At 40.0% G+C, this 12737-nt stretch carries 14 protein-coding genes; 12 read left to right on the top strand and 2 right to left on the bottom strand.

What is annotated here, in order from left to right:
- From G588_RS22900 to G588_RS21850, 7 genes are all read left to right on the top strand, one after another.
- Positions 1-204: hypothetical protein (locus tag G588_RS22900; protein ID WP_035788863.1), on the top strand; the 204-nt coding region annotated here is incomplete at its 5' end.
- A gap of 48 nt (positions 205-252) precedes the next feature.
- A complete protein-coding gene (locus tag G588_RS0117125) occupies positions 253-924 on the top strand; it encodes a DUF5680 domain-containing protein (RefSeq protein ID WP_026668877.1) in 672 nt (223 codons plus the stop codon).
- Positions 925-1088: 164 nt separating this feature from the next.
- Entirely contained in the window at positions 1089-1562 is a 474-nt protein-coding gene (locus tag G588_RS0117130; protein WP_022779922.1) for a DUF2798 domain-containing protein, read from the top strand.
- Between the two features lie 88 nt (positions 1563-1650).
- Entirely contained in the window at positions 1651-2412 is a 762-nt protein-coding gene (locus G588_RS0117135; RefSeq protein WP_022779923.1) for a GNAT family N-acetyltransferase, read from the top strand.
- 123 nt (positions 2413-2535) lie between these two features.
- Positions 2536-3885, top strand: coding sequence for an MATE family efflux transporter (locus G588_RS0117140; protein WP_022779924.1), 1350 nt, complete (start codon positions 2536-2538; stop codon positions 3883-3885).
- A 125-nt stretch (positions 3886-4010) separates the two neighbouring features.
- The gene (locus tag G588_RS22620; protein ID WP_022779925.1) at positions 4011-4184 is read left to right on the top strand and encodes a hypothetical protein; all 174 of its coding nucleotides are present in this window, start codon (positions 4011-4013) and stop codon (positions 4182-4184) included.
- A 441-nt stretch (positions 4185-4625) separates the two neighbouring features.
- Positions 4626-6695: an AAA family ATPase gene (locus G588_RS21850; RefSeq protein WP_022779927.1), complete on the top strand. Its 2070-nt coding sequence runs from the start codon at positions 4626-4628 to the stop codon at positions 6693-6695.
- A gap of 14 nt (positions 6696-6709) precedes the next feature.
- Here the strand turns inward: G588_RS21850 and G588_RS0117160 are convergent, their stop codons facing one another.
- The gene (locus G588_RS0117160; protein ID WP_155830829.1) at positions 6710-7342 is read right to left on the bottom strand and encodes an HTH domain-containing protein; all 633 of its coding nucleotides are present in this window, start codon (positions 7340-7342) and stop codon (positions 6710-6712) included.
- A 49-nt stretch (positions 7343-7391) separates the two neighbouring features.
- Here G588_RS0117160 and G588_RS0117165 point away from each other — a divergent pair, with 49 nt between their 5' ends.
- The 4 genes from G588_RS0117165 to G588_RS20825 all read left to right on the top strand — a co-directional run bounded on the left by G588_RS0117165 (position 7392) and on the right by G588_RS20825 (position 11030).
- The gene (locus G588_RS0117165; RefSeq protein ID WP_022779929.1) at positions 7392-8138 is read left to right on the top strand and encodes a DnaB-like helicase C-terminal domain-containing protein; all 747 of its coding nucleotides are present in this window, start codon (positions 7392-7394) and stop codon (positions 8136-8138) included.
- Positions 8139-8210: 72 nt separating this feature from the next.
- Positions 8211-9572 carry an MBL fold metallo-hydrolase gene (locus G588_RS21855; RefSeq protein ID WP_022779930.1) on the top strand — a complete coding sequence of 454 codons (1362 nt, stop codon included), beginning with the start codon at positions 8211-8213 and terminating at the stop codon, positions 9570-9572.
- Positions 9562-10551: a hypothetical protein gene (locus G588_RS0117175; protein ID WP_155830830.1), complete on the top strand. Its 990-nt coding sequence runs from the start codon at positions 9562-9564 to the stop codon at positions 10549-10551. Before G588_RS21855 ends, G588_RS0117175 begins: the two co-directional genes overlap by 11 nt.
- A 44-nt stretch (positions 10552-10595) precedes the next feature.
- The gene (locus tag G588_RS20825; protein WP_022779932.1) at positions 10596-11030 is read left to right on the top strand and encodes a metallophosphoesterase; all 435 of its coding nucleotides are present in this window, start codon (positions 10596-10598) and stop codon (positions 11028-11030) included.
- On the opposite strand, the gene G588_RS0117185 is transcribed toward G588_RS20825, so the two are convergent.
- Positions 11027-12217, bottom strand: a complete 1191-nt coding sequence (locus G588_RS0117185) for an IS630 family transposase (protein ID WP_022779933.1) — start codon at positions 12215-12217, stop codon at positions 11027-11029. The genes G588_RS20825 and G588_RS0117185 overlap by 4 nt on opposite strands.
- A gap of 134 nt (positions 12218-12351) precedes the next feature.
- Here G588_RS0117185 and G588_RS0117190 point away from each other — a divergent pair, with 134 nt between their 5' ends.
- Entirely contained in the window at positions 12352-12594 is a 243-nt protein-coding gene (locus G588_RS0117190; RefSeq protein ID WP_022779934.1) for a hypothetical protein, read from the top strand.
- Positions 12595-12737: the final 143 nt, after the last annotated feature.

Genomic DNA, 12737 nt, shown 5'->3' on the forward strand with positions numbered 1-12737 from the left:
AAATGCATATTAGAAGCAAGTTTCATGAGTGGTTCGTATGCTGCATGCAGAGTTAGGGGTGTCAAGGATGGCGTATATAGCCATAGCACGCTATATCGTGATTTTTTCTGGCGAAAAGACCACTTTGAGGGGAGAAGAGTATTCTCTATTCTAAAACAGGAGTATATGTATAACAAAAGTAGCAAAATAGCAACCAATGACTGATGTATCTTTGCGGCGATGAATCGTACATTAGTCATGGAGGTGATGAATATGATCTTTTCAGAAAAACTACAGTTAATCCGCAAAAATAAAGGATTAACCCAGGAGGAGCTTGCTGAGAAGCTTGATGTATCAAGACAGGCTGTTGCAAAATGGGAATCAGGCCAGGCTTATCCGGATATCAGTAATCTGATTCAGATAAGCAACCTGTTTAACGTCACAGTTGACTATCTGGTTCGGGATCAGGAATGCATGGTCAATTACGAAGCAGCTGTAGAAAATGATATCAGTAAGTTGATCGACTTTAGATTAGAAGCCAATGTAAATACATATGCTGCATATATGAACGAAACTGCTGCAACCAGGCTGGATTCCCATGATTTCACATACAGCAGCGGACCGTATACCTATCATGACACATATGTGGGCGGCGAGAAGTTTGCCGGAGAAGAGGCAATATGGCTTGATGGTAAGATTCAGTACGCCATGAATTATCTGGGACGAGTACTGGATCAGCAGTTCAGCGGAGATTTCTTAAAAGAAGCTCTTAGAAAAGCTGATAAGAATATGCCTTACAGAGGACCTGAGTATTTTCAGTCCGGTGAATATACTTATAAGTGCAGCGTTACCGGGGATTTCAGCTGGTTTCAGGGATGCGAGGAGATTTATTGCAATAATACCAGAGTTTATGAATGCTATTTCCATGGGGGAATAATGAAGTAGTCAGAAGGAATAAAAAAGACTTACACGAAAACAAAATATCTGCTATAATCTGCAATTGCTGATAAAAAATGAAGATTTCGAGGTATTATTGGAAACGCACATCCTGGCCGGGTGATAACGAACAACACGGAGGTCTTCCCCATTTAAGAAAGAGAGGAACCCCTATGTTACCACAGAGCAAATTACAGAATGTGTTTTTTACTGCCTTTATGGCATTTGTCATGGTTTATGCCATGATATGCTACAACATTTCACTGAATGATGGCGGAATGCAGAACTTTATCTTCCTCGCAGCATTCAAGGAAATGCTTATCATGTGGCCGATAGCCATGGCGCTTGAACTTTTATTTGTAGGAAAACTGGCTCAGAAGCTGGCTTTCAGATTCGTCACTCCGGGAAAAGACCCTATGATAATGATCATACTTGCCATCTCATCAATGTCTGTGTGCCTCATGTGCCCGCTTATGAGCATGGCAGCGACAATCCTTTTTAAGGATGCAGGCAGTGAATTCGTGGCTGTATGGCTTCAGACGACAGCGTTGAACTTTCCTATGGCTCTTTTCTGGCAGATATTCTTCGCAGGACCGCTGGTAAGAAATGTCTTCGGATTTGTTATGAAAAGAATAAAGCAGAAATAAGAATTGGTGAAAAACAGACCAAAATCCGTGTACGGAACTGGTCTGTTTTTTATTTTACGTTAATATATAATTATAGGAGAGGATGACCATGAAAAAACTTACAGACTGCAAGAAAATCAGGCATTTGACCGATCAGATCAGCGTTGAAAAAGTATACCCGCTCTCAATATTAGAGGGGATTCAAAGTGGCGAGATATATGTTGATGATACTGATTCTCCGAATGCCGCACTAATCTGGCACTACTGCGGCTTTGCCAATATCCTGGGGAATTATAATGAGAAATTCATTGAAGAAACCATGACAATGATGCTAAATCCGCCGGAGGGTCACTCTGGACGCATGGCGCTGCAAGCAGAAAACGATCCCCGGTTGCAGGAAATGATACTGAAGACTCCGGGGGTTTCTAAATACGATAGGTATATCTTCGATTTCACTGGGAAAAGAGATATCATCTCACCCACCATGGAATCAAAGCCGGAAGAAATAATCCCCGATAACTACGATCTGATGAGTGGAAAGATAATACCTACATTTTCCTGGGAGGATAAGCGCACATTTTTAGAAAAGGGATTCGGATACTGCCTGATCGAAGACGGACATATGGCAGCCTGCGCGTTTTCCTCGGGAGTTTCCAAGGATTATGTGGATATCGGAGTAGAAACAGCAGAAGAGTGCCGCGGAAAAGGATTTGGCAAGATCGTTGCTTACGCAATGGTAAAAGAAATTCTTCGAAGGGGAAAACTCCCCGTGTGGGGCTGTGATACAAGAAATGAAGCATCCATGCGACTTGCCTGTTCCGTCGGATTTGAAATAACTGGAACGCATCCGTGGTACAAATATGAAGGGTAGATAGTGAACTTATGAGCAAGACCTGTATAGCGATCTGCGTCTTGCAAAGGGAATAGCCTGGATACTTAAATGATCTTAACTATTAAATAATAAACATCAAGAGAAAGACCAAAGAGAGCGGCCATGACAAATACAGAACAGACCACACAAAATATGACCTCAGGAAACAGTATGAAACAGATCATACTGTTCTTTTTGCCCTTATTATGGGGAAATCTTTTCCAACAACTATATAGTCTTGTGGATAGCATTATAGTTGGCAAGGGAATCTCGGATCAGGCGCTGGCTGCTGTTGGGGCAACCGGGACACTTAACTTCCTTATACTTGGATTTGTTGTGGGGATGACCAGAGGATTTGGCATAACCTTTGCCCAGAACTTTGGAAAAAACGATATGGCTATGCTGAATGCATACATCAGAGCAGCCAAGAAGCTCAGTATCACGTTTGGAATAGCCTTTACTGTTGTATGCGTTTCTTTGCTCAATAAGATGCTGACGTTCTTGAACACTCCTGAAGATATCTTTGATGATTCGTATAGATATTTTGCTGTGATCTTATTGGGAATTGTAGTGACGGTTATAAATAACCTTGAGATTACAATTCTCCAGTCAATGGGAGATTCCAGAACGCCCCTCACTGCTATGATCTGTTCATCACTCATGAACATCATGCTTGATATTATTTTCATAATGGCCTTTGGCACAGGAGTTGTCGGAGCAGCAGTGGCAACAGTGGTCTCTCAGTTTGTATCATACCTTTTGTGCCTTAAAAAGCTTAGAACCATCGATTTTATGAGTCTGGGAAAAGACACGTCAGAAATAGCAGATGAAAAGAATATATTGGTTGAACTGATGAAAATAGGACTTCCTGTGGCACTTATGAATTCGGTCACAGCTGCAGGGGCCATGGTATTGCAGTACTTCGTAAATCTTATGGGAAGCGCATATGTGGCAGCCTATTCAGCCTGCATGAAATTTGCATCACTCTTTGAGCAGTTCGGAATGTCCGTAGGTCTTTCCATGATGACCTTTGTGGGGCAAAATAAGGGCGCTGGCAAATATGACAGGATACGCACAGGAGTAAGACAGGGCCTGATGCTCTCTACACTTGTGAATGTGCCTATATCGCTCCTTATGATATTTGTGCCCGGAAGCCTGGCAAGGATGCTGCTGACTGACAACATGATAATCGGTTATTGTACCGATTTCATGCCGATCATGGGAATAAGCTTTTTTGCCCTGGGCTGGCTTTTTGTATACAGATACTCTGTTCAGGGGTTGGGCAATACCTTTATACCAATGCTCTCAGGCGGGCTCGAAGTCATTATGAGGCTGATCTTTGGCTTTTTGATAGGAAGGAACGGATTTAAGGGAATTGCCATTTCTGAAGTATCTGCATGGATAGGCGCTTTTCTGATGCTCATGGTGACATACTATTGTTTAATTGGCAAAAGAACTAAAGCAATAGCATAAAGTAGCAATAAAAAGAGTCCCTGGGGACGGGGGTAGTGGTCCACTTTTGGGCTTAAAGACTAAGGGTAAGGCTTGCCTATTCTATCTGGCATATTTTCAGGATTGAAGATATAGTTGCCCATGAGATGATAGCAGGGACGCTTGATATTGAACAACAGGATGTGCTAAAGGCAGTTAATCTGTACACGCAGGCGCTTGTGCTTTTGGATCAGTATGATCACCAGTCTCTTGAGAAGCCTGAAGCCTCAAATCCAATATACAGAATCACCTATAAGGATTGCAGAGAGATGAATAACTGATAGTGCAAAAGGCAGGGGCGTGAAAACGCCCTTGTTTTATGCACATAATATGGAACAGGATGGTAGATATAGGTATAATTATATACAATTGCTACAAAGAAAAAATTTAAGTATTTCTGAATAGATTAACTTCCAGTCATCTTCAATTTTAATATCGCCACCATGTGGGGCAAGAAAATCATATACCTTTTCAGTTTTTCAAGTGTTTTCTCATTTACATAACCCATATTTAAATCTCCTTTTTCTTATTCTTTGTTAGTGTTTTTTGATATTAACACGGCGTTTTTTTACCGACGTCATAATGGTGTCACCATATGCAACAAAAATGTCAATAAACTCATATATATAATGAGGGAAATTTTAAAATGGGTGACACCATTATGACGCATAGCCCCAAATCATATGCTAAACTTCCTGACACACAAACAAGGAGGTGCAGAAATGCTTTTTTATGATTGTACTTTTACACATAATGGTGAACTGAAACTAACGATAGAATCTACTTATTCCCGCTTTGGGAGGGGAGATGATATTGTAAGTACTCTTTTTACGATTAACGATAAGTTCTCTATGAGAAATACGTATGAGAATACTTTCTGTATTAGTTATTACTATGATGAAGAAATAATTAAGCTTGCTGTTGGGGTATGGCAGGGAAGTCATGACCTTGAAGAAGTTTGCCACAGGTATGCCGGCGTGGCCCAGGATATAACGGAAAACTTTGAAATAAAGCTTAAATCTTATAAAGAGATTACATTTAAAGAAGCAAGTGAGCTTTTGGAAATAGTACTGGAGAAAGACTATTACAAGGGTTCAATAAGAGATGCTTATAGAATGGATGTTTATGACTCTCGCAGATATGTCCTGACAGAAGAATGTTTGGAAAAAGGGTCATATTCTTATCCAAAGATATGTGAGATGTCTGATGAAATAATGGGAAGCGATTCCCTTAGGGAAGAACTGGATAGAATATACGCTGAGGGGAATATGAAGAAGTTTTATGGATGTCCTGTACATTACCGTATTCAGACCAAAAACTTGGAAAATGCCAAAATGCTGATAAGGGTACTGGTTAAAGCGCTTCATTCTAACAACAGGCTTTTAAGTTCAAGAATATGTATGTTGGATTTTGAAGAAGACAAGGAGAACTATTATGGCGAGAATTTGTGCAAGGAGCTGGATAATCTTGGATATCACTCTGAAGGCGGATGTGTGGTAATTAGTTCGTTAGAAACAAATGAATCCGGTCAGTATGCTACAGAAAATGAGACAATCGCTATTATGCTAAGGAAATTCTTACACAAATATGCAGATACTGTCCAGATTTTTGTGATAGAAGATGAAACTAATCCGGGATTTTCGAAAATATTATATAAAGAGCTGGCTGGAAAAGTGGATTTTGTCAAAATCTCCGAAGGGGTAGGGGATATAACTCAGGCCCAAAAATATATGGATAATCTTGCAAATGCTTCCAAGTATCAGTCTCTTTTTGATAAAAATGCATATAAGTACCTTCCTGACAGAAAGTATTTTTCTGCTAGCATGGTCGCTAAAGCTTTTTTGAATTGGTCTGAGGATGTTCTAAAAAAGAGTGTTTACCCATCCTATAGCAAAGTATGTATACATAAGGCCATTAAAAGAACTAAGAGGAAAAACAATGCATATGAAGAACTGATGAATATGGTGGGTCTTAATGAAATCAAGCAGGTTACACAGCAGATAATATCAACCTATAAACTGTCAAAGTATAAGAATTCCTATGGTATTAATTCGTCTGAATGCTGCAGACACATGGTGTTTATGGGAAATCCCGGATGCGCCAAGACTACTGTTGCAAGGCTTCTTTGTGACATTCTAAGAAAAGAAGAAGTGTTAAAAACCGGGAAACTCGTTGAATGTGGCAGAGCTGATCTTGTAGGAAGGTATGTGGGATGGACCGCCAAGGAAGTAAAGGCAAAGTTTAGGGCGGCAAAAGGTGGCATTTTATTCATAGATGAAGCCTATTCACTTGTGGATAGCACAAATTCTTTTGGAACTGAAGCTATAAATACAATTGTTCAGGAAATGGAGAATTCCAGAGATGACGTGATAGTTATATTTGCAGGATACCCTGAACCTATGGAGAAATTCATAGCGCAGAACGAAGGAATGAAGAGCAGAATAGCTTTTACGCTTAATTTTCCGGATTATACCCCTGAGGAACTTATGAAGATCATGGATTTAATGCTGACGAAGAAAGGCTTGGAAGTGGACCTTCCAGCCAGAAGTGAGTGCCAAAAGATATTCCAGCAGGCGGTATTGGCTGAAAACTATGGAAACGGAAGGTTTGTTCGTAATCTCCTTGAACAGGCAACTTTGAAGCAAGCCTCAAGACTCCTTCCTCCTGGAAGCAAGAATAAACCTACAAAAAGCGAGGTTAAGCTTCTGAAAAAAGAGGACTTTTCGGTCAATTTAAGCCAGATGCTAAAAGATGAGCCAAAACGTAAAATAGGATTTGCCAGTAATTTCTGATAGGAATTGCCTTTTTAGGATCCTCGCTTTTTCCTGATATCGCCTGCTTTTTTCAATGCTTTATATAAAGCAGAATCTTTACTGGTGATGTAGGAGTCATCATCAGTAAAAAGGTATTCTCTATATCTTTGTGAGTAAAAAATTACAAAACCCGCATCACGCAAGGTTTGAAAATCCCTCTGCCTGGTGCGCTCACTTACCTCCGGGCATATATTAAAGTACTCATATTTAATATCAGGAATATAAGGCATTTTGGGAGGCCCATATGGATCTGGTCTTTTAGGATACTTTTTTCTTTCGGATAGATAGTCCTTTAGATCAGCTTCATATTCGTTAAGCTTCTCCAGATCTGTAAAAGGGAGCTTTTTCACAATCCTACACATTCTGGCAAGCTTAGTCAGATATAGCTTCCTTCGCCTGTCCGCACTTTCGATTTTGGTAGCGTCTTCCTCGGAATAGACATACTCACCTGATTTCGAGTTGTAGGTGTAATTGCTGGTGCCGCTTTCACGAAGATCCTTAAAGTCTCTTTGCAAAGTGCGCAAAGAGACACCCAGATAATCCATGAGCCTTTCAGGGCTATGCTCATAATTATCGGGATCATCCATGTACATATAAAGATGTATCTGACGGGTAAGTTTACTCATAAGAACATTATAAACCAAAGAAATTGATTTTATTCAAAGGAGAACAATATTGGAAAAGAATAATAAAATTGAGATAAAACATGTGATAAATATTAATCCCATAATCACAGGAATAAGACCACTTGATCATGTTCTAGGGGGCGGCCTTCATAGAGGCGAACTTACCGTAGTAGCAGGAAGACCTGGAATGGGGAAGTCAGCCTTTATGATGGAACTTATGCTTAATGCATGCCGGCAAGAAGGCATAAAGGCTACAGCATTTAGCCTTGAAATGTCCCGTGACAGATATAAGAAGCGGCTAGTGGAGCTAGATGATAAAGCATCAGAAATGCTGGATCAGAAGAAGATAACCATAGATGACACTATCGCAATAACCATAGATGAGATAGAAAGAAAATGCAGAGAAAAGAAGACTATGAACGGAATTTCTCTGGTGATAATCGACTATTTTTATCTGATTGGAAGAGCGCAGGAATTTGATATGGCCTGCATAGGACTTCTGCCTAGGCTAAAGAGACTTGCAAAAGAGATAGGTGTCGCGATAGTGCTTGATATTGAGCTGATGAAAACCTGCGAATATAGAGAGAATCCGCATCCTAAGCTCCAGGACATAAGATGGGAAAGTTTTCTTAGACACACGGATTATATTCTGATGCTACATAGAGATTCATATTACGATTCGGAGATTAAGGATAAAGACAAGCTGGAAATTGTGATATCTGAGCTTCCTTATACAGATTTTTTTACCAGAACTATTGATGTATGCTGGCCATTTCCTAAGGGATATTTTGATTGACTATTTATGATTAATTTATTATCGGAGGAAAGAGTGCGTGGGGTATAATCGAATTTAGGAGGAAATCTAAGCATGGATGGAATCAAGATATACAGAGGTTCAGACCAGATAGGCGGAATCGTAACAGAAATTACAAAGGGTGACCATAGGATACTGATTGATCTTGGTGCAAACCTTCCCGGGATCAAGAATCCCGCACTGAGCGACGATGAGCTAATAAAGAGAGTATTTGCCGGCGAGGGAGATTCTATCCATACAGATGCAGTTCTTTTTACTCATTATCATGGGGACCATGTGGGGCTTCGAGGAAAAGCCCCTGAGGGCATCCCTATGTATATTGGCGGTACTGCAAAAGAAATTATGGAAACCATCGCAATGAGAGTGGATCTCTTGAATAAAAAGCTGTGCAAAAATGCACCGTCGCAGATTGAAACCATTAACAGGATGGAGCCATACTGGAAGCTGGGAAGTAGCCGCGACTTTAACGGAATCAAGGTCACGCCCCTTGTTTGCGATCATTCTGCCATCGATTCATATATGTTTGTCATAGAATTAAATGGCAAAAAGATTCTATATACCGGAGACTTCAGAGATCACGGGATTCCTGGGCAGGATACCTTTGAGAGCATGATAAAAAGATATGTTGGCAAGATAGATGTTCTTGTTACAGAAGGAACCATGATATCAAGGCTTGAAGAGACGGGAAATAACCCAATCAAGTCGGAGGATGATCTTGGTAAAAGAGCTGCAGAAATTTTTGCAGAACACAAAGAAAATGTAGTGCTGGTGTCATCCACAAATCTTGACAGCGTAATGGAGTTTTATCATGCTACTCCAGCAGATAAGGTTTTTTTGTGCGATGCCTACCAGGCTGAAGTCATGAATATTGCCATAAAATCAAGAAGCAGGTTTTTTGACAAATACAGATATAAAAAGTGCATTTATGTGCTATGCCCTGATAATAATTCATTTTATATGAAGAATCTTGAGGGCGTTCGAAATCCAGTAACTAAGCGAAGATGCTTTGAAATGGCAGACGAAGATATTTATCTGGACAAGGGATTTGTAATGCTGGCAAGACCAAATAACAACCCAAATATGGCGGTGGGACGCTTTGAGGAGCGGATGCAGAAAATGAAGGATCCTTTTATCACGTACTCTATGTGGACCGGTTACCTTGAGGATGGCAAGGCTCCGGATGCTAATATTGTTAGATTCCTAGAGGGTAAAAATGACAAAGCTCACATGGAGATCCTACATACCAGTGGCCATGCCTATGTTGAAACTATTGCAAAGCTAATGGAACTTACTAACCCGGATAAGATAATCCCTATGCACACTGAGGGAAGAGATGCCTTTACTAATCTTCCGCAGTTTGGCGAATATGCAAACAGAATTTGGAAAAAAGAGGATGGACAAGTATATGAGTTCTAATAGGGAAGTACAGAATCCAGCTATTTTAAATACGATTTCTGACAGGGTAATAAGAGACTATTACACAGCTGCCATAAAGAGCGAAGTGATATTGGATACGCTGATAACGCCGGTGGTTGAAGATTTGCTCAACATTGCGTTGGGAAGAGATGGGGAAAATAAACTGCATTATGTTACAAAGGAGTTTCCTTTGATGACTAAGCTTTTGGCTAAAGAAGATACTGAAACTGAGGTCAAAACCAAGGAAGATGACAGATCTGTGAAAGCAGATTATTTACTATGCGATGATAAATATGTTTATGTGGTTGAACTGAAAACAACATCGGGAAGTTTTGATTATAAACAGTTTAATAAATACAAGGCTTTTTGCGAAGAATGTTGTTTCTCTAAATTACTGGATTGTTTTGCTGATGTTGGAGCCAAAGCTTATTCGGTAAATAATGATGGAGAAGGAAATTCGTTTGAAAAGTTGGAAGGTTTGTATAATAGCATCCTGAGCAATGAGCGTTGGAAAAAAGTCTCTGGAGACACGCATAACAGACTATTAGACAAAAAGGATATAAAAGAATTAAGGGAAAGAAAAAACTATACTTCAACTAAGAAATACATGACTCAAGTAGCTGAAATTATAGATGCTAGAGAGTATTTTTATGACTCGAATAATAAACCCAGGGATTTCATAATAGAGCGCGGGGAAAAGCATTCTAGTGACATTAAATGCATTTATCTGCTTCCGATTAGCAAGCAATACGGGAATATGCATAATGCTATGCATAAAAAAGATGCTAATTACATAAATGAAGGCAATAAAGAGGATTATTCAAATGGACCTTTGATGTATATTGGTTTGGATGATTTGCTAGATAAGATTACGAAAGAGGGCTATTTAGAAAGCGAAGATAAAGCATTTCGGAAAAAAGAGTATTTTGAATGGCTGGTAAAAGGCGTGCTGAAGCCGATATTTGGCAAATCAGAGTGAATACTTGCTGCAGAAATAGGTAGGGGTAAGGTGAGAATAGTTTTATGGCAACATATGTAATTAGTGATATTCATGGTGAATATCACAAGTTCATAGCTCTTTTACAAAAGATAGATCTAAAGGATGAGGATACGTTATATATTCTGGGGGATGTGCTGGATAGAGGACCGCATCCCATTAAGACACTTCTAAAACTCATGGAAATGCCAAATGTTATCTGCATTGTCGGAAACCATGAACTTATGGCACTGGAGTGTCTTAAGTTTTTGAGCAAGGAAATTACTGAGGAAAATGTTGATCGGCTAGACCGGGAGATGGTGGAAAACCTCGCTAACTGGCAGTATAACGGAAGTAAACCTACTATTGATGAGTTCAGGGCATTTTCACCTGACAGGCGGCAGGACGTAATAGACTTTTTGGGGGAGTTTGTTATCTACGAAGAAGTTACGGTTGGAACTAGTATAGCCGTTATTAATTAACTCGACTGTTTAACTGGCAAAGTATCAACTATAACCTCTTCACTGGGATCAATTTCTTCAAGCTTGTATTTCCAGTGATAAACAACAGGGTTCTCGTTGATCTCATCAAAGTATTTATAGATTCGCGCTACAAGTTCTTCTTTGGTTTTTACTCGTATTCCTTTTAAAGCCTGGCGAGTAAGCTTACTGAAAAATCCCTCTACGAGATTGAGCCAAGAACCATGCTTTGGCGTGAATACAAATTCAAATCTTCCAGGGATAGTAGCAAGATATTTCCTTGTTTCCTCAGAAGAGTGAACTTTCAGATTATCAAGTACCAACCGGATTTTATCTCCTTTTGGATACTTCATATCCAGCAGCTTAAGGAATTCAATGTAGTCCTTGCTGTTATGGGATTCCTTCACTAACGGAATAGCTTCGCCAGTTTGTAAATCTATTCCTGCAAGCAAAGAAACAGTGCCAAGCCTTTTATACTCGTAGTCTCTGCTGATTGTTTTGTGTTTATCGTCTGGTGCAAGATCATCAGAAGTAGTAGCAATGGCCTGAATACCTGGCTTTTCATCATATGAAAGCACATGCACAACTTGTCCATCCTCAGAGAATGGCATTAGTTTACCATCCTCATCAAACTGCATTGAAAGCTGCTTATATACAAGAAGTACATTATGCATTTTATTTTCAAAATCAGGATCACGATTCTCACAGTAATATGTGATCTTGTTAGGCTTAATATCTGCCTCTTCAAGTATTGTACGGACCTTGGATTGGCTGATTGTAGATAGCCTTAAATGACCAGCCTGCTCAGCGTATTTGTTGATGTGCTTGGTCAGTAATGCTCTGGTCCATACCTCGGCAGCATAGCCAAGATCAACAGGCTTTTGACATGCGATATTGATGATCCAAGCTTTTTCATCATCTGTAATCTCTGCATTTCTGCCACGGCCAGGAGCATCAAAGAGGGCGTTTTCAACACCACCTTCTTTGAATTTTTTCAGACACAATAAAACGCTGCATCTGTTGATGCCTACTTTATCAGCGATTTCATCAATTGGTGTTGCGTCAGCACGAAGCAATAGAATTCGGGCTCTCCCGACAGTTTGAGCCTGAATAGTTCTTGAGCGAGTCTGAAGTTCCAAGTATTCTCGTTCTTCTGTTGTAAGTGTTATTGCTTCTGCTTTTCGACCCATGATATTAACCTCCAAATAACTATATAAAGATTATATCATGAAGCATTAATACAGTCGAGTTATTTAAAAACGTTTATACTAGGGACTTTCTCCTTGTTCATGCAGGATTAGGCAATTTTTCTCCGGAAAAAGAAATGGAAGATTATAGTTTACACGATCTCATATGGGAACGAGCAGACTATAATACCCAGTACTTTAATGATAAGTTTGTGGTAACAGGCCATACCCCCACGCAGCTTATAGAAGAGAACCCTAATCCGGGATACATTTATAAGAATAACAATCACATCGCAATTGACTGCGGAGCACATTTTCCATGCGGAAGGCTTGCTGCAATATGCCTGGACACTTTGGAAGAGTATTATGTACAAGGTTAAGATAACCAACCATCTATGTTGTGGACAGGGGACGCCACCCTTGACGGAACCTGTTGGAAACGCATGTCAGGTTTTGCCGACGGTGAAGATGATGGGAACAGCTAAATGGCACACCGTCGCGTAACAGCATTGTAGCGTTTCCA

Source organism: Butyrivibrio sp. AE3009 (genome assembly GCF_000420845.1).
GTDB lineage: Bacteria > Bacillota > Clostridia > Lachnospirales > Lachnospiraceae > Butyrivibrio.